Origin of the sequence: Aureimonas phyllosphaerae, from assembly GCF_047943035.1 — a bacterium.
Lineage (GTDB): Bacteria > Pseudomonadota > Alphaproteobacteria > Rhizobiales > Rhizobiaceae > Aureimonas > Aureimonas phyllosphaerae.
In genome coordinates, this window is sequence record NZ_CP181348.1 from 2,774,921 (window position 1) to 2,799,417 (window position 24,497).

General features: G+C 66.2%; 24 protein-coding genes and 1 riboswitch. Of the genes, 21 read left to right on the top strand and 3 right to left on the bottom strand.

Annotated features, from left to right (window positions below):
• Nucleotides 1-24: 24 nt before the first annotated feature.
• The 16 genes from ACLNGM_RS13165 to ACLNGM_RS13240 all read left to right on the top strand — a co-directional run bounded on the left by ACLNGM_RS13165 (nt 25) and on the right by ACLNGM_RS13240 (nt 16,989).
• The gene (locus tag ACLNGM_RS13165) at nt 25-1,884 is read left to right on the top strand and encodes an IlvD/Edd family dehydratase (RefSeq protein ID WP_416355264.1); all 1,860 of its coding nucleotides are present in this window, start codon (nt 25-27) and stop codon (nt 1,882-1,884) included.
• Nucleotides 1,885-1,928: 44 nt separating this feature from the next.
• Nucleotides 1,929-2,813, top strand: a complete 885-nt coding sequence (locus ACLNGM_RS13170) for an SMP-30/gluconolactonase/LRE family protein (RefSeq protein WP_416358446.1) — start codon at nt 1,929-1,931, stop codon at nt 2,811-2,813.
• A complete protein-coding gene (locus tag ACLNGM_RS13175; protein WP_416355265.1) occupies nt 2,810-3,739 on the top strand; it encodes a 2-dehydro-3-deoxygalactonokinase in 930 nt (309 codons plus the stop codon). Before ACLNGM_RS13170 ends, ACLNGM_RS13175 begins: the two co-directional genes overlap by 4 nt.
• Nucleotides 3,736-4,383 carry a 2-dehydro-3-deoxy-6-phosphogalactonate aldolase gene (locus ACLNGM_RS13180; RefSeq protein ID WP_416355266.1) on the top strand — a complete coding sequence of 216 codons (648 nt, stop codon included), beginning with the start codon at nt 3,736-3,738 and terminating at the stop codon, nt 4,381-4,383. Before ACLNGM_RS13175 ends, ACLNGM_RS13180 begins: the two co-directional genes overlap by 4 nt.
• A 210-nt stretch (nt 4,384-4,593) precedes the next feature.
• Nucleotides 4,594-5,661: a multiple monosaccharide ABC transporter substrate-binding protein gene (gene chvE, locus ACLNGM_RS13185; RefSeq protein ID WP_090964047.1), complete on the top strand. Its 1,068-nt coding sequence runs from the start codon at nt 4,594-4,596 to the stop codon at nt 5,659-5,661.
• 117 nt (nt 5,662-5,778) lie between these two features.
• Nucleotides 5,779-7,296, top strand: coding sequence for a multiple monosaccharide ABC transporter ATP-binding protein (gene mmsA, locus ACLNGM_RS13190; RefSeq protein WP_416358447.1), 1,518 nt, complete (start codon nt 5,779-5,781; stop codon nt 7,294-7,296).
• Nucleotides 7,293-8,513, top strand: coding sequence for a multiple monosaccharide ABC transporter permease (mmsB, locus tag ACLNGM_RS13195; protein ID WP_416355267.1), 1,221 nt, complete (start codon nt 7,293-7,295; stop codon nt 8,511-8,513). Before mmsA ends, mmsB begins: the two co-directional genes overlap by 4 nt.
• A 141-nt stretch (nt 8,514-8,654) precedes the next feature.
• Nucleotides 8,655-8,942 (top strand): DUF2218 domain-containing protein, encoded by a 288-nt coding sequence (locus ACLNGM_RS13200; protein WP_090964043.1) that lies wholly within the window; start codon nt 8,655-8,657, stop codon nt 8,940-8,942.
• Nucleotides 8,943-9,289: 347 nt separating this feature from the next.
• Nucleotides 9,290-11,158, top strand: coding sequence for a cation:proton antiporter (locus ACLNGM_RS13205; RefSeq protein ID WP_416355268.1), 1,869 nt, complete (start codon nt 9,290-9,292; stop codon nt 11,156-11,158).
• Nucleotides 11,158-11,269: riboswitch (TPP riboswitch) on the top strand. It overlaps the preceding gene by 1 nt.
• Nucleotides 11,270-11,370: 101 nt before the next feature.
• Nucleotides 11,371-12,330 carry an FAD-dependent oxidoreductase gene (locus ACLNGM_RS13210; protein WP_416355269.1) on the top strand — a complete coding sequence of 320 codons (960 nt, stop codon included), beginning with the start codon at nt 11,371-11,373 and terminating at the stop codon, nt 12,328-12,330.
• Nucleotides 12,327-12,524, top strand: coding sequence for a sulfur carrier protein ThiS (thiS, locus tag ACLNGM_RS13215; RefSeq protein WP_090964038.1), 198 nt, complete (start codon nt 12,327-12,329; stop codon nt 12,522-12,524). Before ACLNGM_RS13210 ends, thiS begins: the two co-directional genes overlap by 4 nt.
• 1 nt (nt 12,525) lies before the next feature.
• Complete coding sequence (locus ACLNGM_RS13220; protein WP_090964037.1) at nt 12,526-13,299, top strand: thiazole synthase; 774 nt, start codon at nt 12,526-12,528, stop codon at nt 13,297-13,299.
• Nucleotides 13,299-13,916, top strand: coding sequence for a thiamine phosphate synthase (locus ACLNGM_RS13225; protein WP_416358448.1), 618 nt, complete (start codon nt 13,299-13,301; stop codon nt 13,914-13,916). Before ACLNGM_RS13220 ends, ACLNGM_RS13225 begins: the two co-directional genes overlap by 1 nt.
• A 119-nt stretch (nt 13,917-14,035) precedes the next feature.
• Nucleotides 14,036-14,752: a GntR family transcriptional regulator gene (locus tag ACLNGM_RS13230; RefSeq protein ID WP_416355270.1), complete on the top strand. Its 717-nt coding sequence runs from the start codon at nt 14,036-14,038 to the stop codon at nt 14,750-14,752.
• A 92-nt stretch (nt 14,753-14,844) separates the two neighbouring features.
• Nucleotides 14,845-16,131, top strand: a complete 1,287-nt coding sequence (locus ACLNGM_RS13235) for a hypothetical protein (protein WP_416355271.1) — start codon at nt 14,845-14,847, stop codon at nt 16,129-16,131.
• 6 nt (nt 16,132-16,137) lie between these two features.
• Entirely contained in the window at nt 16,138-16,989 is an 852-nt protein-coding gene (locus ACLNGM_RS13240) for an ATP-dependent Clp protease proteolytic subunit (protein ID WP_416355272.1), read from the top strand.
• 4 nt (nt 16,990-16,993) lie between these two features.
• Here ACLNGM_RS13240 and ACLNGM_RS13245 read toward each other — a convergent pair whose 3' ends face one another.
• A complete protein-coding gene (locus tag ACLNGM_RS13245; RefSeq protein WP_416355273.1) occupies nt 16,994-17,977 on the bottom strand; it encodes an alpha/beta fold hydrolase in 984 nt (327 codons plus the stop codon).
• A gap of 66 nt (nt 17,978-18,043) precedes the next feature.
• Between ACLNGM_RS13245 and ACLNGM_RS13250 the strand changes: the two genes are divergently transcribed.
• On the top strand, nt 18,044-19,054 hold the full coding sequence (locus tag ACLNGM_RS13250; RefSeq protein ID WP_416355274.1) for a ribonuclease T2 family protein: 1,011 nt from the start codon (nt 18,044-18,046) through the stop codon (nt 19,052-19,054).
• A gap of 8 nt (nt 19,055-19,062) precedes the next feature.
• Here the strand turns inward: ACLNGM_RS13250 and ACLNGM_RS13255 are convergent, their stop codons facing one another.
• On the bottom strand, nt 19,063-19,359 hold the full coding sequence (locus ACLNGM_RS13255; protein WP_416355275.1) for a Dabb family protein: 297 nt from the start codon (nt 19,357-19,359) through the stop codon (nt 19,063-19,065).
• 169 nt (nt 19,360-19,528) lie between these two features.
• Between ACLNGM_RS13255 and ettA the strand changes: the two genes are divergently transcribed.
• Nucleotides 19,529-21,178, top strand: a complete 1,650-nt coding sequence (gene ettA / locus ACLNGM_RS13260; RefSeq protein ID WP_090964022.1) for an energy-dependent translational throttle protein EttA — start codon at nt 19,529-19,531, stop codon at nt 21,176-21,178.
• Nucleotides 21,179-21,307: 129 nt separating this feature from the next.
• Nucleotides 21,308-22,777, top strand: a complete 1,470-nt coding sequence (locus tag ACLNGM_RS13265) for a PAS domain-containing protein (RefSeq protein ID WP_416355276.1) — start codon at nt 21,308-21,310, stop codon at nt 22,775-22,777.
• On the opposite strand, the gene ACLNGM_RS13270 is transcribed toward ACLNGM_RS13265, so the two are convergent.
• On the bottom strand, nt 22,770-23,087 hold the full coding sequence (locus ACLNGM_RS13270) for a hypothetical protein (RefSeq protein ID WP_416355277.1): 318 nt from the start codon (nt 23,085-23,087) through the stop codon (nt 22,770-22,772). The two genes, ACLNGM_RS13265 and ACLNGM_RS13270, sit on opposite strands and share 8 nt — an antisense overlap.
• 170 nt (nt 23,088-23,257) lie before the next feature.
• Between ACLNGM_RS13270 and ACLNGM_RS13275 the strand changes: the two genes are divergently transcribed.
• Nucleotides 23,258-23,905 (top strand): DedA family protein, encoded by a 648-nt coding sequence (locus ACLNGM_RS13275; RefSeq protein ID WP_090964018.1) that lies wholly within the window; start codon nt 23,258-23,260, stop codon nt 23,903-23,905.
• Complete coding sequence (locus ACLNGM_RS13280) at nt 23,902-24,492, top strand: MOSC domain-containing protein (RefSeq protein ID WP_416355278.1); 591 nt, start codon at nt 23,902-23,904, stop codon at nt 24,490-24,492. The genes ACLNGM_RS13275 and ACLNGM_RS13280 overlap by 4 nt, the downstream gene beginning before the upstream one ends.
• The last annotated feature ends 5 nt before the right edge of the window (nt 24,493-24,497 follow it).

The following is a 24,497-nucleotide window of genomic DNA, read 5'->3' on the forward strand; positions in this document are numbered from 1 at the left end:
TCCGAGGCCGAAGGAGAAATGACCATGTCGAACGACCTGACGAAGATTGAAGGAACGGACGAGCTGAAGACCGCCGGCGGCAGCCGCGGCCACGGCCGCGCCGGCACGACGCTGCGCTCGCGCGCCTGGTTCGACAATCCGGACAACGCCGACATGACGGCGCTCTACCTGGAGCGCTACATGAACTTCGGCCTGAGCCAGGAAGAGCTTCAGTCCGGCCGCCCGATCATCGGCATCGCGCAGACGGGCTCGGACCTCTCGCCCTGCAACCGCCACCATCTCGAACTCGCGAACCGCTTGCGCGAGGGCATCCGCGAGGCTGGTGGCATCGCGATCGAGTTTCCGGTCCACCCGATCCAGGAAACGGGCAAGCGCCCGACTGCGGGCCTCGACCGCAACCTCGCCTATCTCGGCCTCGTCGAGATTCTCTACGGCTACCCGCTCGACGGCGTGGTCCTGACGATCGGTTGCGACAAGACGACGCCGGCCTGCCTGATGGCGGCCGCGACCGTCAACATTCCGGCCATCGCGCTGTCGGTCGGCCCGATGCTGAACGGCTGGTTCCGCGGCCAGCGCACGGGCTCTGGCACGATCGTCTGGAAGGCGCGCGAGCTGATGGCCAAGGGCGAGATCGACTATGCCGGCTTCGTGAAGCTCGTGGCGTCGTCGGCCCCGTCCACCGGCTACTGCAACACGATGGGCACGGCGACCACGATGAACTCGCTGGCCGAGGCGCTGGGCATGCAGCTTCCGGGCTCGGCCGCGATCCCCGCGCCGTACCGCGACCGCCAGGAAGTAGCCTACCGCACCGGCCTTCGCATCGTCGACATGGTGCGCGAGGACCTGAAGCCCTCCGACATCCTGACCAAGGACGCCTTCGTCAACGCGATCCGCGTGAACTCGGCGATCGGCGGCTCGACCAATGCGCCGATCCACCTCAACGCCCTCGCGCGCCACATCGGCGTCGACCTGACGGTGGACGATTGGCAGGAGTTCGGCCAGGAGATCCCGCTGCTCGTGAACCTGCAGCCAGCCGGCGAGTATCTCGGCGAGGACTATTACCACGCCGGCGGCGTTCCGGCCGTGGTCAACCAGCTGATGGAGCAGGGCCTCATCAAGGAGGATGCCCTGACCGTCAACGGACGTACCATCGGCGACAATTGCCGCGGTGCGATCATCGAGGACGAGAACGTCATCAAGCCCTACGACAAGCCGCTGAAGGAAAAGGCAGGCTTCCTCGTGCTGAAGGGCAACCTCTTCTCGTCGGCGATCATGAAGACGAGCGTCATCAGCCCCGAGTTCCGCGACCGCTACCTCGTCAACCCGAACGATCCCAATGCCTTCGAGGGCAAGGCCGTGGTGTTCGACGGGCCTGAGGACTACCACCACCGCATCGACGATCCCGCGCTCGGCATCGACGAGCACACGATCCTCTTCATGCGCGGCGCCGGCCCGATCGGCTATCCCGGCGCGGCCGAGGTCGTGAACATGCGCGCGCCCGACTACCTTATCAAGCAGGGCGTCACCTCGCTCGCCTGCATCGGCGACGGTCGCCAGTCCGGCACGTCCGGCTCGCCGTCCATCCTCAACGCCTCGCCGGAGGCGGCGGCGGGCGGCAACCTCGCGGTGCTCAAGACCGGCGACCGCGTGCGCATCGACCTCGGCCGCGGCACGGCGAACATCCTGATCTCGGACGACGAGCTCGCCGAGCGCCGCGCGGCGCTGAAGGCCGAGGGCGGCTACAAGTATCCCGAGCACCAGACTCCCTGGCAGGAGATTCAGCGCACGCTGGTCGGTCAGATGGAGACGGGCGCGGTACTGGAGAACGCCGTTCAGTACCAGCGCCTCGCGCAGACGAGGGGCGTGCCCCGCGACAACCACTGAGGCCTCCGGCGATGCAGGATCCGCAGAACGGCGCAACGGGGGCGGTGGAAGCGGCCCCCCTCCACATCCTCGACGCCCCCGCCTGCCACCTCGGCGAGGGGCCGACCTACGATCCCGCGAGCGACAAGGCTTGGTGGTTCGACATCGTCGGACGCCGCCTTTTCCAGAAGTCGTCGGCTAGCTCGGACGTTCACGTCCATGAGCTGCCGATGATGGCGAGCCAGCTCTGCACGGTCGACGACAACACGCAGGTCATCGCGACCGAGAACGGCCTCCACGTGCGCGACGTCGCCACCGGACGGCTGACGCATCACACGGCACTCGAAGCCGACGAGACCGATACGCGCTCGAACGATGGCCGCGTCCATCCCTCCGGCGCGCTCTGGATCGGCACGATGGGCCGCAAGGCCGAAGCGGGTCGCGGATCGATCTACTGGTTCCGTGGCGGCGAACTCCGTCGTCTCTACGCTCAGATTACGATTCCCAACGCCATCTGCTTCTCGCCGGATGGGACGGTGGGCTATTTCGCCGATACCGCTCGCGGCGACATCCATCGCGTGTCGCTCGATCCCGAGACCGGTCTTCCCGCCGGAGAGCCGTCGGTTTTCGTGCCGGCTGGCGCTTTCGCGGGTGGGCCCGACGGCGCGGTGACCGATGCCGAAGGCAACGTATGGAACGCTCGCTGGGGCGCCGGACGGCTGGAGGTGTTCACCCCCGACGGCCGGCACCTTCGCTCACTCTCCGTTCCGGCACGTCAGCCGAGCTGCCCGGCCTTCACCGGCCGGCACCTCGACCAGCTGCTCGTGACCACAGCCTACGAGGGCATGGACGAGGCCGAGCGGGCAGGCGATCCCAATGCCGGCCGGACCTTCATCGTGCAGGCCGGCGTGCGGGGCGTGGCCGAGCCGCGCCTGCGGTTGACGCCATGAGCCGGCGAGCGGCCTACGCTCTCGTCGACTGGGGCACGACCTCGTTCCGGGCCTGGGCCTGCGCTTCGGACGGCACGGTCCTAAACGAGCGCCGCGCGCCCGAGGGGCTCACAGGCGTCATCGACGGCGACTTCGCCGGTGTCCTGACGCGGCACCTCTCAGTGATGGATGTGGCGGGCGACACGCCCGCCATCCTGTGCGGAATGGTTGGCTCGCGGACAGGCTGGGTCGAGGCGGCCTATCTGTCGGTTCCCACACGTCTCGACGACCTCGCGAACCGCGCGACGCTGGTTCCGAGTGCGGGCCGCCCGGTTCACATCCTGCCGGGTCTCGCGCAGCGCGGCGATGCGCCGGACGTGATGCGCGGCGAGGAAACGCAGCTCCTCGGCGTCGTGGCCGATGGTTTCGACACCGGGCTGGTCTGCATGCCGGGGACGCATTCGAAATGGGTGAAGTTGGACGGCGGGGCCGTCGTCGGCTTCTCGACATTCATGACCGGCGAACTCTTCCAGCTTCTGCGCACCGGATCGATCCTGCGCCAGGCGGTCGAGGGCGCGGAGCCGCTGAGACCGGATACGGACGGGTTTGCCGAAGGATTCGCGCGAGGTTTCCGGCATCCCGCCGAGGCGACCAACGCGCTGTTCCAACTGCGGGCTGGCTGGCTTCTGGATGGTGCCGCGCCGTCTAGACAGGCGGCTCGCCTGTCCGGTCTGATGATCGGGCTGGAGTTCGCCGGCGCGACCACCGTTTATGGGACCGGCGATCGGATGGCGCTGCTTGCGTCGGGTCCGATCGCGACGCTCTACAAGGCGGCATTCGCGGCGGCCGGCCTCTCGTTGGCTCGCCGATTCGACGCCGACCAGTGCGTGCGTCATGGGCTGCTGGCCGCCGCGCACCGTCTTCATTCCGATCGGAGTCCAACATGAGCGATGTTCCTGCGCGGGTCGTCTGGCCCTCCTTCAAGCGTTCGCTCGTCGCGATTTTGCGAGGGATCAAGCCGGAGGAGGTCGAGGCGTCGGTCGAGACGCTGATCGAGGCCGGCTTCGAAGCGATCGAGATCCCGCTGAATTCGCCCGATGCGTTCCGCTCCATCGCCTCCGCCGTGCGCCTCGGCGGACCGGAGCACTACATCGGTGCCGGGACGGTTCTCACCCCGGAGCAGGTCGACCGCTTGGCCGAGGCAGGCGGACGGCTTCTCGTCTCGCCTAATGTGGATGCGTCGGTGCTGCGGCGTGCTGCCGCGCACGGGATGGTGACGATGCCCGGCGTCTTCACGCCGACCGAAGCGTTTCAGGCGATCGCGGCTGGCGCGTCGGCCCTCAAGTTCTTCCCCGCCAGCGTGCTGGGGCCGTCCGGCGTCTCCGCCATCCGGGCCGTCCTGCCGAAGGACATCGAAATCGGCGTGGTCGGCGGCGTGTCGGAGGACGACTTCGAAGGCTACGCCAAGGTCGGCGTGCGCAGCTTCGGCCTTGGCTCCTCGCTCTACAAGCCCGGCATGTCGGTTGGGGAGATCCGCGAGCGCGCCGACAAAGCCGTCTTGCTCTACGACCGAGTTTGCGGTTTACGATAAATCAGAGCGCAGAAAAAATTCATTGGCGACGTGAACGTCAATGCGATAATTCATCAGACAATTGGTCGCCGCCGCCGTGTGTTCGGGAGCATGGCGGGGGAGGGGCCGAGAAGCGCACGGGCAGGGCCCGTGACGGTTCGAAGAGCTCGGCGCGAGGGGTTCGCGCTTTCGGACGCTCGCTGAAGGCGGCGTCACGATGGGAGGACGACTATGATTCGAATGAAGACCCTGCTGGCGGCGGTGGCCCTCGGCGCGATGACCCTCTCCGGTGGCGCGTTCGCGCAGGAGAAGGGCACCGTGGGCGTGCTGATGCCGACCAAGGCGTCCGCCCGCTGGATCGCCGACGGCGACAACATGGTGAAGCAGCTGCAGGAGCGCGGCTACAAGACCGACCTGCAATATGCCGAGGACGACATCCCGACGCAGATCAGCCAGCTCGAGAACATGGTGGCCGCGGGCGTCCAGTCGCTGGTGATCGCCTCGATCGACGGCACGACGCTGACGGACGTGCTGCAGCAGGCGCACGACAAGGGCATCAAGGTCATCGCCTACGACCGCCTGATCCGCAACTCGCCGAACGTCGACTACTACACGACCTTCGACAACTTCCAGGTCGGTGTGCTCCAGGCGCAGTCGATCGTGCAGGGTCTCAAGCTCGAGAGCGAAGCCGGACCGTTCAACATCGAGCTCTTCGGCGGCTCGCCGGACGACAACAACGCGTTCTTCTTCTACAACGGCGCGATGAGCGTGCTGCAGCCCTACATCGACAGCGGCAAGCTCGTGATCCCGTCGGGCGAGACCGGCATGGACCGCGTCGGTACCCTGCGCTGGGACCCGGCCGTCGCCCAGGCCCGCATGGACAACCTCCTGTCGTCCTACTACGGCGACAAGTCGGTCAACGCCGTGCTCTCGCCGTATGACGGGCTGTCGATCGGCATCATCTCGGCGCTGAGCGCCGTCGGCTACGGCTCGGGCGACAAGCCGATGCCGATCGTATCGGGCCAGGACGCCGAGGTGCCCTCGGTCAAGTCGATCGAGAACGGCCAGCAGTACTCGACCATCTTCAAGGACACCCGCGAGCTCGCCAAGGTGACCGTGAACATGATCGACGCGATCGGCCAGGGCAAGGAGCCCGAGGTGACCGACACCAAGACCTACGAGAACGGCGTCAAGGTCGTTCCGGCCTACCTCCTGAAGCCGGTGCTGGTGACCAAGGAGAACATCAAGCCGGTTCTCGTGGACAGCGGCTACTACACGGAAGACCAGATCAAGCCCTGATCTGACGCTCTGGCGAGGCGCCGTATCGGTGCCTCGCCTTCGCCTTCGCGGGAGCCATCGGCTCCCGCTCCGTCGTTCTGCAAGCCGGGGAAGAACGCTTTGGCACCGATTCTCGAGATGCGCGGCATCACCAAGACGTTCCCGGGCGTGAAGGCGCTCGACAACGTCAATCTCGTCGTCGAAAGGGGCGAGATCCACGCGATCTGCGGCGAGAACGGCGCCGGCAAGTCGACGCTGATGAAGGTCCTGTCGGGCGTCTATCCGCACGGCACCTACGAGGGCGACATCGTCTATGACGGCGAGGTTCGCTCCTTCCGCGGCATCCGCGATTCCGAGCACGTCGGCATCATCATCATCCATCAGGAGCTGGCGCTCGTGCCGCTTCTGTCGATCGCCGAGAACATCTTTCTCGGCAACGAGATTTCCAAGGCCGGTGTCATCAACTGGGACGAGGCCTTCCGTCGGTCGAGCGAGCTTCTCAAGCAGGTCGGCCTGTCCGAGCCGCCGACGACGCTGATCAAGGACATGGGCATCGGCAAGCAGCAGCTGGTCGAGATCGCCAAGGCGCTCTCGAAGAAGGTGCGCCTGCTCATCCTCGACGAGCCGACCGCCAGCCTCAACGAGCGCGACAGCCAGGCGCTTCTCGACCTCCTTCTGGAGTTCAAGAAGCAGGGGCTCACCTCGATCATGATCAGCCACAAGCTGAACGAGATCTCGCGCGTGGCCGACTCCATCACCGTGATCCGCGACGGCTCCACGGTCTCGACGCTCGACTGCAAGGCCGGCGTCAGCGAGGACCAGATCATCCGTGACATGGTGGGCCGTCAGCTCGACGACCGCTATCCGCCGCGTCATCCGAAGATCGGCGAGGTCCTGTTCGAGGTAAAGGGCTGGAACGCGTTCCACCACCTCAACACGCAGCGCCAGATCGTGAAGGACGTCTCCTTCAACGTCCGCAAGGGCGAGATCGTCGGCATCGCCGGCCTGATGGGCGCCGGGCGCACCGAGCTCGCGATGAGCGTATTCGGCAAGTCCTACGGGCGCCACATCACCGGCGAAGCCTTCCTGCACGGCAAGCCGGTGGACGTCTCCACGATCCCAAAGGCGATCGAGGCCGGGCTCGCCTACGTGACCGAGGACCGCAAGCACTACGGGCTGCTGCTCGAGGACGACATCCGGCAGAACATCTCGCTCGCCAATCTTCCCGGCATCGCCAAGGGCGGGGTGATTGACGAGGATCGCGAGCGCAAGGTGGCGGAAGACTACCGGTCGAGCCTTCGCATCCGCTCGTCCAACATTTTCCACAAGACGCTGAACCTCTCGGGCGGCAACCAGCAGAAGGTCGTGCTGTCCAAGTGGCTCTTCTCGAACCCCGAGCTCCTGATCCTTGACGAGCCGACGCGCGGCATCGACGTCGGCGCGAAGTTCGAGATCTACTCCATCATCGAGCGGCTCGCGTCCGAGGGTAAGGGCATTCTGATGATCTCGTCGGAAATGCCTGAACTCCTCGGCATGTGCGACCGCATCTACGTCATGAACGAAGGGCGCTTCGTGGCCGAGCTGCCGCGCGGCGAGGCGACACAGGAAAGCATCATGCGCGCCATCATTCGTACCGCAGGGAGAGACGCGGCATGAGCATCAAGACCGTGGAAGCCCCGGGCGGGCAGGGGGGCGGGGCCAGCCTCGACTATTTCAAGAACAACCTTCGCGAATACGGCATGCTGGTCGCGCTGGTCGCGATCATCCTGTTCTTCGCCGCCTACTCGGCCGCGACCGGCCGCCCGACCTTCGTGTCGGCCTCGAACCTCACCAACCTGTTCCTCCAGAACAGCTACGTCATCATCATGGCGATCGGCATGCTGCTGATCATCATCACCGGCCACATCGACCTCTCGGTCGGGTCCGTGGTCGGTTTCGTCGGTGCCGTCGGCGCCGTCCTGATGGTGCTCTACGACATACCCGTGCCCATCGCGGTGGTGATGTGTCTCGTGGTCGGCGCTGTGATCGGAGCCATCCAGGGCTACTTCGTCGCCTTCCTGCGGATTCCGTCCTTCATCGTCACGCTGGCCGGCATGCTCGTCTTCCGCGGCCTGACCTTCATGACGCTCGGGTCGTCGTCGTCGATCTCGCCGATCCCGGCATCGCTGCGCGCGATCTCGACGGGCACGATCCCCGACCTCCTGCCGGTCATGGGCCTCGCCAACTCGACGACGCTGATCCTCGCGATCGTGCTCGCTGTCGGCTTTGCTATGTTCGCCGTCACCAAGCGTTCGGCTCGCAGCCGCGTCGGCCCGGTCGCCGAGCCGCAGGCGTTCTTCTACGGCCGCGTGGCGCTCGTCACCGTCGCCATTCTGTTCATGGGATACCTGCTCGCGACCAATCGCGGCTTGCCGAACGTCCTGATCCTGATGGCGGTCCTGATCGCGATATATGCGTTCGTCACGTCGCGGACCACGATCGGCCGCCGCGTCTACGCGGTCGGCGGCAACGAGAAGGCCGCCAAGCTTTCGGGCGTAAAGACCGAGCGGATCGTCTTCCTCGCCTTCGTCAACATGGGCGTCCTCGCCGCCATCGCCGGCCTCGTGTTCTTCGCGCGCGTCGGTTCGGCCACCGCCAAGAACGGCACGGGTCTCGAGCTCGACGTCATCGCGGCCTGCTTCATCGGCGGCGCTTCCGCCTACGGCGGCGTCGGCAAGGTGACCGGTGCGGTCATCGGCGCCTTCATCATGGGCGCGCTGAACATGGGCATGCAGACGTCCATGCAGCTGTCGATCGATTATCAGCAGCTGGTGAAGGGCCTCGTGCTTCTCGCCGCCGTTTGCTTCGACGTCTACAACCGCAATAAGGCCTGACGGTCCGTCACTAACATCGGAAGGGCGTGGCGCCGAGACTTCGGCGCCGCGCCCTTTTTCGCGTCGAGTACGTGGCAGGAGGATTGCGGGGCGCCGTCGGAGAGAGGTACGGCTCGAACGACGCGAACCAAGGAAGTCCTCATGCCGACCGCACGCGCCGTTGTTCCGACGACCCACGCCAGTCGATACCTGCAGCAGCTCTGCAAGCACTGGTCCCACAAGTTTGTGGTGACCTTCGATCCGCAGGAGGGCACGATCGACATGTCTTCTGCGCGGGTTTCGCTCCTGGCCGGAGATGACCGGCTCGAGATCGCCGTCGTCGCCGACGAGACCGAGACGCTGGACCGGATGGAAGGCGTCGTTGCCGACCATATCCGCCGCTTCGCATTCCGAGAGGAACTGACATTCGACTGGAAGCGCGAGGGTTGATCGATCTTCAAGATCGAGCCAGCCAGACGCAACGGTTATCGCGGGATGATGAAAGAGCGAAGCGGGCGTCGGTATCCCGGCCGGGTCTGACCCTCCATCATTAGGATTGTGAGATTGAAGCACGGTCCCCGAACGATATGGTTGAAACGCATATCGATCCCATCTCCACTTGACCCGCGCAGGAGTAGAGGCTGGAGAATGCCCTGACGCGTCTCACCGGCTCAAGGGACTGACCGAAACCGCCCCGTCCTTGGTGCGCCTCGCGTTTTGTGCTGCAAGCGCGGCCATCATCGCCTATCCCCGGAAGAACCACGATCCGGAGAGATTCGAAGCCGAGGGGCGCGACGATGCTGCACGATATGCCGTTGATCGAGACGATCGTGGCCGGACTGGGCCTCGCCTTCGTGTTCGGTACGCTCGTGAACCGCTTCGGCATCTCTCCGATCGTCGGCTATCTCCTGGCCGGCATCAGCGTCGGACCGTTCACGCCGGGCTTCGTCGCTGATCAGGGGCTGGCGACGGAACTCGCCGAACTCGGCGTGATCCTCCTGATGTTCGGCGTCGGACTGCATTTCAGTTTGGCGGACCTGATGTCGGTGCGCGCGATCGCCCTGCCGGGTGCCGTCGTTCAGATCGCCTGTGCAACGCTCCTCGGCATGGGCCTCGCCTGGCTTCTCGGCTGGTCGGTTGGGGCGGGCCTCGTGTTCGGGCTTGCTCTCTCCGTCGCGTCCACCGTGGTGCTCCTGCGCGCGATGCAGGAGCGGCGACTGATCGAGACGGGAAAGGGGCGCATCGCGGTCGGCTGGCTGATCGTCGAGGATCTGGCAATGGTTCTGACGCTCGTGCTGCTGCCGGCGTTTGCCACGGCGCTCGGCGGGACCGCGCCGAGCAGCGGGAGCGGCGTCTTCACCGATCTCGGGCTCGGCGTCTCCGGCGTCATCCTGATGACGGTGTTCAAGCTCTGCCTCTTCGTCGTTCTGATGCTGCTGGTCGGACGGCGAATCATTCCATGGGCGTTGCAGATGACGGCCAGCTCCGGGTCGCGGGAGCTGTTTCGTCTTGCCGTGCTTGCGATCACGCTCGGCGTCGCCTTCGGTGCGGCCTCGCTGTTCGGTGTGTCGCTGGCGCTCGGCGCCTTCTTCGCTGGCATGATCATGGCCGAGTCGGACCTGAGCCACCGTGCGGCCGAGGACACGCTGCCGCTGCGTGACGCATTCGCGGTCCTGTTCTTCGTTTCAGTCGGCATGCTGTTCGATCCGCGAAGCCTGATCGAGGATCCGCTTCCGATCCTCGCGACGGTGCTGATCATCGTCTTCGGAAAGTCGCTCGCCGCCTTCGTCATCGTGCGCGCATTCGGACACCCCGTGTCGACTGCCCTCACGATCTCCGTTTCGCTGGCGCAGATCGGCGAGTTCTCGTTCATTCTCGCGGAGCTCGGCGGGCGATTGAACATCCTTCCGCCCCAAGCTCGCGACCTGATCCTCGCGGGCGCGATCCTGTCGATCATGCTGAACCCGATCCTCTTCTCCTCGATCGACCGCCTCAGGCAGAGGCTCGAGCGCGGGGCGCTCGTGGAAGCAGCGCCGTCGGTCTCACCGGCGACGTTCGGCGGGGGCAGGGGGCACGAGCCGCAGACACAGCCGGCCGGTACGGTGCCGACGCACATCCCGGCCGGCAGCGTTGCGATCGAATCGGAGAATTTGAGACCGACCGCTCTCGTCGACCACCTCGTCCTCGTCGGCTACGGCCGTGTCGGTTCGCGGATCGCCCAGCGATTGGCGGATGCAGGACGGTCCTTTGTCGTGATCGAGGACGCGGACAAGCGCGTCGCCCGTATCCGAACGGCGGGTCTGGAAGCGGTCGTCGGAAACGCCGTGAAGCCGGAAGTGCTCGGCGCGGCCAATATCGCCAAGGCGCGCGATATCGTCCTTGCGTTCCCGAACAGCTTCGAAGCCGTTGCGATCATCAACGCGGCGCGCGCCGCCAACCCGTCGGTCCGCATCACCGCCCGCGTCCATTCGGGCGAACAACGCGAGCGACTGATCCACGCTGGAGCGGACACGGTAATCAACGGCGACGAGGTGACCGCAAGGGCCATCGCGGAACACCTACTCGATGCCCGGTCGGACCTGCCGCCTGGCGACGGTCCGATTCTGCAGGCGGAGGAGCCGATGAACGGCGCGGCATTGACAGCCGGGTCGGATCGCTTACCCTGAAGGCTTCCAGGGGGAGTTCCGACAGGGAACTGAGAGGCCGGCTCGAATGCCCGGCGACCCCATGAACCTGATCCAGTTCGCACTGGCGTAGGGATGGAGTGACCCGCTCCAGAAGGGCTTGCCGGACGCCGTCGAACGCGTCCGGCCCTTTGCCGCGGCGGGCGAATTCCCTTCCAGCCGCCATTACGACTGATCGCGGCTGGGGAGCGGCGATGACCATCCACGTGCTGGGAGCCGGTGTGGCCGGGCTCACGACGGCGCTGCGTCTTGTCGAGGCGGGGAGCGACGTCGTGGTTCACGAACGGGGCGCCGATCTCGGCGCTTCGGCCTCTTGGCTGGCCGGCGGGATGCTGGCACCCTTTTGCGAGGCGAGCGTCGCGGATCGCAGCGTCATCGTGCCAGGGCTCGAGGGGATCGGGTTCTGGAAGGGCGTGACGGACGTCCGAATGAACGGCACGCTGGTGATCGCTTCAGGCCGAGACGCCGCTGATCTCAATCAGTTCGCCGCACGGACGCAGGCGCACCGCTGGCTGGACGCCGAAGAGCTGTCCGCGCTGGAGCCCGATCTCGGCGGCCGTTTCCCGCGGGCGCTCTTCTTCGATGGCGAGGCGCATCTCGACCCACGCCGGGCGCTGAACGATCTCTGCCGGCGGATCGAGGCGGCCGGAGGACGCGTTTGCTTCCGGTCGGCCGTCGATCCCTCCGGTCTCGGAGGCGAACGGGTCGCCGACTGTCGAGGGCTTGCGGCCGCCATGCCCCGTCTTCGCTCGGTACGCGGCGAGATGGCAATCGTGCGATGCCCGGATGTCCATCTCAAGCGGCCGGTCCGGCTGCTTCATCCGCGCTGGCCGATCTACGTCGTGCCGCGCGACGACCATGTCTTCATGATCGGCGCGACGATGGTCGAGAGCGAGGCCGCCGGCGGCATCACGCTTCGCTCGGCCGTGGAACTCCTGACAGCCGCTTTCGCGCTGCACCCGGCGTTTGCGGAGGCGGAGGTGCTGGAGGTCGGCAGCGGGCGCCGCCCGGCGCTGCCGGACAACCTTCCTCGCGTCGACCGCACCGAGAACGGCGTCGCCTTTTCCGGCCTTTATCGCCACGGATTTCTCCTGTCCCCCGCCTTTTCGAAGATCGCTGCCGACATTCTCGTCGGCGCCAAGGAGCCCGCATGAAGATCCGGTTGAACGGCGAGCCCTGCGAGATTGCCTCTTCTGACCTCGATGCGCTGCTTGCCGAACTCGACTACCGACCCGAGGCTGTGGCGACGGCGTTGAACCGCGAGTTCGTGCCGCGGGCTGCGCGCGGAAGCACAATGATCGCGGAGGGCGACGCCGTCGAAATTCTGTCGCCGATGAAGGGGGGCTGAGATGCGCCTGTATGATCGGACCTTCGCCTCGCGTCTGATGCTCGGCACGGCACTCTACCCCTCGCCGGCCGCCATGCGCGAGGCGATCGTGGCGTCGGGCGCGGAGATCGTCACCGTCTCGCTCCGCCGGGAGGCGGCCGGGATCGGGAAGGGCGGACCGGGTTTTTGGGACGAGATCCGCGACCTCGATCTCGCGTTCCTGCCGAACACGGCCGGTTGTCACACCGTGAAGGAAGCGGTGACGACGGCGCAGATGGCCCGGGAACTTCTCGACACGGACCTCGTGAAGCTTGAAGTGATCGGCCACGCCGACACGTTGCAGCCCGACGTGTTCGGTCTCGTCGAGGCCGCCCGGATCCTCATCGGCGAGGGGTTCAAGGTTCTTCCCTATACGACCGAGGATCTTGTGGTGGCCGAACGGCTGCTCTCCGCCGGTTGCGAGGTGCTGATGCCGTGGGGATCGCCGATCGGTTCTGGTCTCGGCCTCAACAACCGCTACGGGCTTCGGTCGCTGCGGGCACAGTTTCCCGATGTGACGCTGATCGTCGATGCCGGTCTCGGCCGCCCCTCGCACGCGGCCGACGCGTTGGAACTCGGCTACGACGGCGTTCTTCTCAACACGGCCGTCGCCAGCGCTGCGGACCCTGTCGCCATGGCCCGGGCCTTCCGGCTGGCCGTCGAGGCGGGACGCATCGCATTCGAGGCCGGCGGGATGGAGCCCCGAGATATGGCCGCGCCGTCCACTCCCGTTTTCGGAAAGGGGGTGCTGGCATGATCGCCCTCGATCCGTTCTATCCCGTGCTGCCCGACGCGCACTGGATCGAACGGCTGGTGCCGCTCGGCATCCGCCTTGTGCAACTGCGGGCAAAGGACATGACGGTTCCCGAACTGCGCTCCCACATCCGGCGTTGCCGCGCGGTCTGCGCAGCGCACGACTGCGTCCTCGTCATCAACGATCACTGGCGGCTGGCGATCGAGGAGGGGGCGGACTTCATCCATCTCGGGCAGGAAGATCTGGCGGAGGCCGATCTGTCCGCGATCCGCGGAGCCGGGCTTCGCCTCGGGCTCTCGACCCACGACGAAGCAGAGCTCGCGACGGCTCTGGAGGCGAAGCCCGACTACGTCGCGCTCGGTCCGATCTGGCCGACGGTCCTCAAGAAGATGAAGTGGGCGCCCCAGACGCCGGCGAAACTGCAAGCATGGCGCAAGGCGATGGGGCCGCTGCCGCTTGTCGCGATCGGTGGAATCACGGTTGAGCGATTGCCATCGGTCTGGGAGGCGGGAGCCGACAGTGCGGCCGTCGTCACCGATATCGTTCGGCATCCCGACCCGGAATCGCGGACCCGGGATTGGATCAGCGTGACGCGCCAGCGGTTGCAGCCGATCGCGTGATCATCAGGAAAAGCGCAGGAGAAAATTTCTGCGCGCCACCACTCTCATAGGTTGCATTCTCGCATAGGTTGCATCTACAGTGTGCCGTCTTCCGTAGGATAGTGGACAGGAAACGGCCGGTGTCGCTCGCAAAACCCTTCAATACCCGCCCGCTCTACCAGCAGGTCGCGGACGAATTCATCTCCCGGATCGTATCGAAGACCTGGGCACCCGGCCAGGCCATCGAGAACGAGGCCGAGATCGCCCGTTCGCTCGGCATCAGCCTGGGCACCGTGCGAAAGGCCTTCGACATCCTGACCGAGCACAAGCTGCTCGAGCGTCATCAGGGCAAGGGCACCATCGTCGCCGACTTCGAAGGCGGCAAGATGCGTAGCCGCTTCTCCAACGTCTTCGACCGGTCCGGAAACCGGATTTCGGGCGAGGTCTCCGTGGGCAAGGTCGTCCTCGCAACGGCTCCGCCGGAAGCCGCGGACATTCTCGGTGTGAACGGCCGGACGCCCGTCCTCCAGTTCGAGCGACGCCGCACGCATCTCGGCCGCCTGTTCATGACCGAGGAGGTGTTCCTGCGGGTCGATGCGTCGGCGAAGACCATGTCGCAGGAAGGCCTCGAGAGCATGGCGACAGCGCGCTGGACCGGCCAGGATCTGGCCACCCACAAGCGCGAAAAGGCGACTGCGGAAGCCGCCACCGCGGCCGACAAGCGCAACTTCAAGTTGACCGGCGAGGCTGCGATCCTGCGGCTTCAGCGCGTCATCTGCTCCTATCAGGATCGTCCGCTCGAGCTGCGCTTCGCGCGCTGCCACCTCGGCAACGATCTCGTCTACGCCAACAGCTGAGGCAGGGAGGCGCCGGCTCGCCAGCGCCTTAATTTTCCCTTAACGGTCTAGCGGCGGCATGTTGGTCCGCGCTTCGACCGTCGAGGAGCCGCATGGCCGCGTCCAATTCCTACACGCTGCGAGGGCAGGTCTCCCGGCTCGAACTGACCACGCGCATGACGCTGGCCATCCTCGCGACGGCGAGCGGCATCTTCACCTATCTCGGCGTGCGTGAACTTCTGGACGGCGACGCGACGACGGTCTTCTTCGGCGCGGTGATCTATTCCGTGTCGGTGTCCGTCGGCATCTACGCGTTCTGGTCCTATCTGATCCGCATCATGCCGCATGTCCGCCGGCCCTCGGGCCGCCGCATGCTCTATCTCGCGATGGCGATCGGCTCCTGCATGATCATGGCGATGTCGGCGTGGCTGAACGCCGCCGCGCTGGCGGGCGCGGCCGCGCTTGAACAGCACATGTCGATCACGACGGAAGAGTATCAGAGCAAGCTGAACGAGGCGCATGAAAACGCGCTGGCGGCCCAGAGCCTTCTCCCGGATATCCAGCTCGCAGCCCAGCGCTTCGCCCGCCTGTCCGACGAGGAGCGCTCGTCCGGGGCGCTGACCGGCACGTCCGGCTCGGGAACCGTGGTGCAGCTTCTCAGCCAGATGTCGACGCAGCTCGTGAACCTCGCGCAGGAGATCGAGGCCTCCCGCGATGACGTCAGCGCCCTGTTCAAGGAGGGGGGCGACCGGCTCGGCGAGATGCGCCGACTGGTGGCCGCCGACGGCAGCGTCAAGGAACGCGGCACCGATTACGCGGCGCAGGCGACGGAGCTTGCCGGCATCATCGGCTCGCTGCAGCAGACTTCGGTCGCGCCCTCGGTGAAGCGCGCGGCGGAAGACCTCGGGCGAACGTTCATCGCTCCCGCGGCCGATGGCGGCAATGCCGGACTGCAGGATCGTCAGACGGCGGTCGTCGGACAGGTCGAGACGGCCGTTCGCCAGCAGAGCCTCGCGCTCGCCTCCGCGGCTGACGCCATTCTGGAACGGCCCCGCGTCGAGACCGTGCGCTTCACGCCGCTGTCTGCACCCGATGCCGTCGTGATGTATGCGCGCGACTTCCTGCCATCCTGGGCGGGCGCGATCGCGATCGATCTCCTGCCGGCGGTCCTCGTCTTCATCCTGTGCATCGTGCAGGACCAGATCCGCCGCGAGGAGGGGGAGGAGGATGCCGAGATCGGCGACATGAGCGCGGTCGACATGATGCGCGCGATGCGCATCCAGCGCCGTCTGATGAGCGAGGTGGCGGCGACGCCGATCGAGGCGCCGCCCGTCGATCCGGCCGACGACATCGTGCAGCAGAACGATCCGGCTCCCTTCGCCAAGACGGCGAGGCTTTAGGCCGCCGTGAGCGACCATCTGGCGTCACCGGGCTGGATCGAGCGCCGGCTCCTCTCGCTGCCGGACGGCGCAATGCTCCGCCTCGTCTTCTTCGGTGTCCTCGCGATGGGGGCCTCGATGCTGGCGCAGGACGTCCTGAACGTCGTCGGCGACGCGGGCGATCGCGACCGCCTGACGCGGACCGAGCCGCTCCGCTTGCCTCGTCCGCAGCCGGGCGATCAGATCCGGCCCTATCTCCCGCGTGCGGTCCCCGTCGCGCCGGATCGCGGCGAGCCTGTTCTTCCCGGCTACGACGCGCCCCCAGCCAGCGACGCCATGGCGAAGGCGATGTCGTTCCATCTTGGCTCCGATGGCGCGGCGTCCGCGGTCGGGCGGATCGACGCGAGCACGGCGGAGGCCTTCCGGCGGTTTCTGGATGGGGAGGGGCGCGACGTGCGTCGTCTGGCCCTGCATTCGCCGGGCGGTTCGGTGCGCGACGCGATCGAGATGGCGACCCTGATCCGCGAGCGGAAGCTCGAGACCGAAGTGCCTGCCGACGGATATTGCGCATCGGCGTGTCCGCTCGTCCTTGCCGGAGGTGTCGCGCGACAGGCGGGCGAATCGGCATGGGTCGGGGTGCATCAGGTCTATGCGGTGCCGGGCAGCCAACCCGGCGGGGTGCGCGACCTCGACCGATCCGTCGCCCAGATCCAGGCGACGATCGCCGAATGCCAGAGCCTGCTGGTCGCGATGGACGTCGATCCGCGGCTCTGGATTCACGCCATGCAGACCCCGGCCGACGAACTCTACGTTTTGACGCCCGCCGAGCTTCGCGAGTTTCGTCTGGTGACGACGCCGGAGCCCGCCCCAGCCAGCTGACGGCCTAGTCCGGCTCGACCGTCGTCGGGCGGGCCGGCGGCGTGTCCAGATGGCGCTCGACGAAGGCCTCGAGCGCGTCCAGCGCCTGCGCGCGGAAGGGATCGACCTCGTTCAGCGTCTCGTGGCGTGCGCCCTCGACGATGGTCAGTTCGACCTCGCGCGAGCCGGCCTCGCGCAGCCGCTCGGCCAGTCTCTTGACCTCGGCGCCGCCCTCGGTGGCGGGATCGAGCGTGCCGCCGAGGCAATGGATCGGCAGATCGTGCGGGATCTGCGACAGGGCTTCATGGCTGGCGTTGTCGCGAATGAGCACGAGGATGTCCTCGGCCATCGAGACGGTCGGCGTCCAGCCGCAGAGCGGATCGCGCATATAGGCGTCGGCAATCGCCGGGTCGTGCGTCAGCCAGTCCGCATCGGTCCGGCGGTTCGGCACCGTCCGCGCCCAGGCCTCAAAGGTCGCGCGGGCGAAGACGAGGCTCGCGACGTCCGAGCCTTTCAGCATCTTCTCGACCTTCAGGGCCCCGCTGCCGAGGCGCGTCTGCCAGCCGAAGCGCATGCCGGCGTTCCAGACGAGACATCCGGACAGCCCACCGCCGTAGCGACGCGCATAGTGGAGCGCGATGGCGCCGCCGAGCGAATGGCCGAGCACGAAGACGGGCAGGTCGGCAAGGTCTCGCTGTGCTCGTTCGCGAACGGCGTGGCAGTCGCGCAGGATCTTGCGGACGCCGTCGCGCTTGGCGAAGCGGCGGAGCGGGGCGTCGTGCGCCGTCGTCGACCCGTGCCCGCGGTGGTCGTGAACATAGGTCGTAATGCCGAGCGTCGCGAGATCGCGCGCCGTACGCTCATAACGCGCGCTGTGTTCGGCGAGGCCATGGAAGAGCAGGAGCACGGCCACCGGCTCGCCGGTCGGGGCGAAGGCGCGAACATTGAGCGCCGCACCGCTCGGGCTGTCGATCACGAAGCGCGCTGGGGGATTGAAGGTTCGGGGCATCGATGGAAATAGCTCGCGACGGGCCGGATTCGGCATCCGAAGATGCCATGGAAAGGAACACCAGACATGTCGCTGAGGACAGTTCCGGCGATGATCGCGGCGGCGGCAGCCCTTCTCGTCGCTGCCCCTGTGGCCGCGAGGGCACAGGTTCCCATGGTCGGCGTCTTCACCGCGGAGGCCAGTTGCTTCGCAACGCCGAGCATCCGTTCCGACGACAATCCGGGGCGGATCGTGACCGAGCCGGGGCGCAGCTACGACCTGATCGGCCGCAATGCGTCGCCGGGCAGCCACTATCTCATCCGCGTGCCCGGCGCCGAACCGGAGCGCCGATGGGTCGCGTTCGGTTGCGGCCGCGTGGAGGACGCGAGCCAGTCGGCGGAAGGGGCGCGGCCGGATGAGGCGGCAAAGCCGGCGGCGGGCAGGGGGCAGGTCGACCGCTACGTCCTGGCGGCAAGCTGGCAGCCTGCCTTCTGTGAAACCCGCCCGTCGGTGCGCGAATGCCGGACGGGCGGGGCGGCCGGCAACGGATTTTCACTTCACGGCCTCTGGCCCCAGCCGCGCGGGCGCGAGTACTGCGGCGTTCCCGAGGACGTGCGCCGGACGGACGAGCGGGGCGAATGGCGGCGTCTGCCGGACTACGAGGCATCGGCCGGCACGCGCCGTGCGCTTGCCGAGGTGATGCCGGGCGTCCAGTCGGGCCTCGACCGCCACGAATGGTGGGTGCACGGCACCTGCTTCAAGGGCGACGCCGAGACCTACTTCTCGGAAGCCGTTCGGCTCCTCGAAGAGCTGAACCGATCGTCGGTGCGTCGGCTTTTCGAGACCTCGATCGGCAATGTGCTGACGGCCGACGAGGTGCGGGCGGGCTTCGACGACGCCTTCGGTCGAGGGGCCGGCCGCCGGGTCCTCATCGACTGCGTGGACGACGCCAACGGCGAGCCGATGATCCTGGAACTGCGCGTCGAACTGGAAGGCGATCTCCGGGCCAGCCCGCGCCTCGCCGATCTGATCGCGGCGGCGGAAGAGACCGGCCGCGGTTGCCGGGGCGGCCGCGTGGACGCGCCCGGCTTCGGCTGACTGACGCGTCAGGCGCGGTCGGGCACTTCGTAGTCGGCAGAGTAGCGAATGTCGCGCAAGGGTCGCACGCGCTGCGTCGAGGCCAGGTAGATCGGGTCCGCCTTGTAGGCGTCGAGCGCCGCACGGTCGCGGAACTCGGCATAGACCACGACGTCGACGTCGTTGCCCATCGGATCGACGCGCGCGTTCTCGACGACCTCGAAATGATCGTGGTGACGGATGCCGGCGAGCGTGCCGAGGCCTTCGAGAATGGCGGGCAGGTCGGCCTTGTCCCTGGCGCTGAAGAAGACGATGTGACGGATCATGGCGCGGGTCTCGTGCTCGCTGGGTTGGCGCCTCTTCGACCGCGACGGCGGGAAAAGCAAGCCACGGCGCGACGGCGCATTTTCGCGCCCGTTGTTGCTCATCGAACGCGCATGCCTTACCTGTGCGCCAACTCAATTCCTGACCGAACAACCCGGAGACGCGCGCGCGATGGCACGCCAGTTCATCTACCATATGGCCGGACTTACCAAGGCCTACGGCACCAAGAAGGTTCTGGAGAACGTCCATCTCTCCTTCTACCCCGACGCCAAGATCGGCATCCTCGGCCCGAACGGCGCCGGTAAGTCGACCCTTCTCAAGATCATGGCCGGCACCGACAAGGAGTTCACCGGCGAGGCTTGGGCCGCCGAGGGCGCGACCGTCGGCTACCTGCCGCAGGAGCCCAAGCTCGACGAATCGAAGACCGTCTTCGAGAACGTGATGGAAGGCGTGGCCGACAAGCAGGCTATCCTCGACCGCTACAACGAGCTGATGATGAACTACTCGGACGAGACGGCCGAGGAGGGCGCCAAGCTTCAGGACGAGATCGACAGCCAGAATCTCTGGGACCTCGAAAGCCAGGTCGAGATGGCGATGGACGCGCTGCGCTGTCCGCCGCGCGACGCCGAAGTCGGCCCGCTGTCGGGCGGTGAAAAGCGCCGCGTGGCGCTCTGCAAGCTTCTCCTGTCGAAGCCGGACATCCTCCTTCTCGACGAGCCGACCAACCACCTCGACGCCGAGACGATCGCGTGGCTGGAAAAACACCTTCGCGAATACGAGGGCGCCGTGCTGATGATCACGCACGATCGCTACTTCCTCGACAACGTGACGGGCTGGATTCTCGAGCTCGATCGCGGCCGCGGCGTGCCCTACGAGGGCAACTACTCGACCTACTTGGAGAAGAAGGCCAAGCGCATGGCGCAGGAAGGCCGCGAGGACGACTCCCGCATGCGGGCGCTCTCGCGTGAGCGCGAGTGGATGCTGCAGGGCGCGAAGGCCCGCCAGACCAAGTCCAAGGCCCGCATCAAGGCCTATAACGAGTTGGTGGAGCTCGCCGAGCAGCGCCGTCCGGCCGATGGCAAGATCGTCATCCCGACGGGCGAGCGCCTGGGTCAGAAGGTCATCGAAGTCGACGGCATCACCAAGAGCTACGGCGACCGGGTGCTGATCGAGAATCTTTCTTTCAAGCTGCCGCCCGGCGGCATCGTCGGCGTCATCGGACCGAACGGCGCCGGCAAGTCGACGCTGTTCAAGATGCTGACCGGTCAGGAGAAGCCCGACTCCGGTGAGATCAAGATCGGCGAGACCGTCGATCTCGGCTATGTCGACCAGAGCCGCGACCACCTCGATCCCAACAAGAACGTCTGGGAAGAGGTGACGGGTGCCGTCGATATCATGAAGCTCGGCAAGTACGAGATGAACTCTCGCGCCTATGTCGGTAACTTCAACTTCAAGGGCCCGGACCAGCAGCAGAAGGTCGGCACGCTCTCGGGCGGTCAGCGCAACCGTGTGCACTTGGCGAAGATGCTGAAGACGGGTTCGAACGTCATCCTTCTCGACGAGCCGACCAACGATCTCGACACCGAGACGCTGGCGGCGCTGGAGGACGCGCTGGAGGAATACGCCGGCTGCGCCGTGGTGATCAGCCACGATCGCATGTTCCTCGATCGTCTGGCCACGCACATCCTCGCCTTCGAGGGCGACAGCCACGTCGAGTGGTTCGAGGGCAATTTCGAGGACTACGAGCAGGACAAGATCCGTCGCCTCGGCCCTGAGAGCGTCAACCCGAAGCGCCCGACCTACAAGCGCCTTACGCGCTGAACCTCAAGGCGGCGCGAGGGCACCTTTCCCCACGCGCCGCTCCCCCTATGTGGGCGAGGGTTAGGGCATCCGGGGCATGTCGTTGCACTGGGTCGGCTGGTGCAACGGCGCTGCGGCGGAACGCATTCGATGAACAGACTGAACTTCCATCAACTGTTCGACGCCCTTCCCAGCCCGCACATGATCGTGGATCGCGACCTCCATTTCGTCGCCGCGAACCCAGCCTACGAGAACGTGACGGGCCGAAAGCGCGAGGAACTGGTCGGACGCTTCCTGTTCGACTGCTTTCCCAGCGAAGGCCCTGAACGCAAGCGGCTCGAATCTTCGATCAGGCGAGTGTTCGAAACCGGCAAGCCGGATACGCTGGCCTTCATCGAGTACGAGATTCCGATCTCCTCGGATCCGGCTGATGGTCTGGAAAAGCGGTACTGGTCGGCCGTCCATTCGCCCCTTTGCGACGAGGGCGGCCAAGTTATCTTCGCCCTTCAGAACACGGTCGACATCACCGAACTCGTGCGGCTTCGCACCGCAGCAGGCAGTTCGGCGTCCGTGCCCACCGAGGAGACGGCCCTCCTTCAGCGGACCCGCGAGATCGAGGAGGCCTATCGAACTTCGCGCAGCCAGCTCGACCGCTTCAGGCATCTCTTCGAGCAGGCGCCGGGCCTCGTCGCTCTGCTGCGCGGCCCCGACCACATCTTCACCTTCGCCAACCGGGCCTATCGACTTCTGGCCGGCGACCGGGAACTGCGTGGCCTTCCGACACGTGACGTCTTTCCCGAAGCAGAGGCCAAGGGCCTGATCGAGCTGCTCGATCGCGTGTACGCGACCGGCGAGGCTTTCGAGGGCAGTGGATTGCGGGTGCTGGCGAGTTATCCAACGGGTGGCCTGCGGGAGCTTTTTCTCGACGTGTCCTTCCATCCCGTTCGGGACGATGCGGGCGCGGTAGAGGGCATCTTCGTTCAGGGATACGACCGCACGGAGAGCGTGCGATCCCATCATCGTCAACGGCTTCTGATCGACGAGCTGAACCACCGCGTGAAGAACACGCTGTCCACGATCCAGTCGCTGGCGCGCCCCAGCTTTCGGGCGGATCGCGATCGCGAGGAGGCGCGCCGCGCGTTCGAGGCGCGTATCGTGGCTTTGTCGAACGCCCACAATCTCCTGAGCGAGCGGCACTGGGAATCGGCCGATCTCGAGACGATCCTCTTGTCGGAATTGCGCGCACTCGACCTCGACCGGATGGATGTCGAGGGCTCGCCGCTGCGTTTGAACGCCAAGGCCGCGATCGCCATGGCCATGGTCTTCCATGAGTTGGCATCGAATGCTCTGAAGTACGGTGCGCTGAGTTCACCCAACGGACGTCTGTCGGTTCGCTGGGGCAAGCAGGGGGATGCGGTCGTCGTCGAATGGCGCGAGAGCCTGGACGACGAACGATCCGTGGCGATCCAGCCGGGTTTCGGAATGCGCATGCTGGAGCGCATCGTGACCGGCGAACTGGAGGGCCAGCTGTCCGCCGACACGGGAGATGGCGGCTTGATCTGGACGCTGAAGCTGCCGGCGGTCGAACTCGAGGAAATTCCGCACCTTGCCCTTACCTGATCGAAGCCAACTCGCGGGTCTGCGGGTATTCGCCGTCGAAGACGAAAGTCTTGTGGCGATGCAACTCGAAGATATGCTGGACGAACTGGGCTGCATCGTCGTCGCGCTCGCCATGCGAGTGAGCAAGGCGCTCGATGTGCTCGATCGCGGTGCGGCCGTCGACGTCGCCGTTCTCGATGTCAACGTCGCGGGGGAAAAGGTCTTCCCCGTTGCCGAGCGCCTTCACGCCATGGGCGTGCCATTTCTGTTTGCGACGGGATACGGCCGGCCGGGTCTTGAGGGTCTCTGGCCCGAGCGCCCTGTCGTCCAAAAGCCCTATACGTCCGAACAGATCGCAAGCGCGATCCTGCAGGCGCGATCCGGCACAGGCGCCTGACCATTCCTGCTTCGGCTGCGTTTCGTCGAAGCCGTTGCCGTGCTACCCGAACACCGAACCGGACTGCCACCGGCGGGACCCATGAGGAAGAGGCCGAACCGCCGATGGATACCTTCGTTCAGAGCCTGATGCAGGACTACGGCGTGGTCGGCATCGCCTTCCTGATGTTTCTGGAGAACATCTTCCCGCCGATCCCGTCCGAGATCATCATGCCTCTGGCTGGGTATCAGGCCGCGACCGGGGACCATTCGTTCTTTTCGGTGGTCATCGCCGGAACGCTCGGATCCATCCTTGGCATTTTGCCCTGGTACTATCTCGGCCTCTGGTTCGGCGAGGAGCGCATCATCCGGCTGGCAGATCGATACGGGCGCTGGATGACGATGACGGCCGAAGACGTCGAAGCGGCCGACCGCTGGTTCAGGAAGTACGGTCTGTGGGCGGTTCTCTTCGGACGCCTCGTGCCCACCGTCCGCACGCTGATCTCCGTGCCGGCTGGTCTTTCCCGTATGCCGATGCCGACATTCCTGTTCTTCTCCGCGATCGGCACCCTCGTCTGGACCACCGGCCTTGCGCTTGCGGGCTATCTCCTGGCCCAGCAGTACGAGCTCGTCGACCAGTATGTCGGTCCTGTCTCGAACGGCGTGATTGCGATCGTGGTGCTCATCTACATCTATCGCGTCGTCACCTTCAAACCCTCGAAGCGCAGCCGCCCGATCGACCTTCAGGCCGGCGACGACAACCGCGCCGCGTGACGCAGGGCTTGATGTTCCGGCATCCTGCTCGCACGCTGGAAGCGCGCGTCGATGGCCTCTTCGCGGGCGCCGGACCCTCGTTCGAGACGGAGGCGCGGAATGCGGTCGACCTGTCGTTCGAGGGCCTCGCGAATGACCGGCACGGCGGACATACGCGGCGCACCGGCGGGCGCGAGCCCTGGTACCCGCGCCGGACGGAAATCCGGAACGAGCGGCAGATCTCGATTGTCGCACGTGACGAACTCGCGTCCATCGCCGCGGACATGGAGTTGGATCGCATCGAGCCGGAGTGGGTGGGGGCCAACATGAGTCTCTCAGGTGTTACCCGCCTCAGCTGGTTACCGCCCCGTACGCTGCTCTTCTTCGATGGCGGAGTGACGCTCAAGGTCGACGGCGACAACGCGCCGTGCCGCGCATCCGGCCGGTCGATCGCGCGCCAATTCGGCGATAGTCCGGAGATCGAACGCGGGTTCGTGCGTCATGGTCGCCATCGGCGCGGCCTCGTGACCTGGGTCGAAAAGCCCGGCCGCATCGAGCTTGGAGCGCGGGTCGAGCTTCGGCTGCCGGAGCAGTGGATCTACGCCTGAGGCGG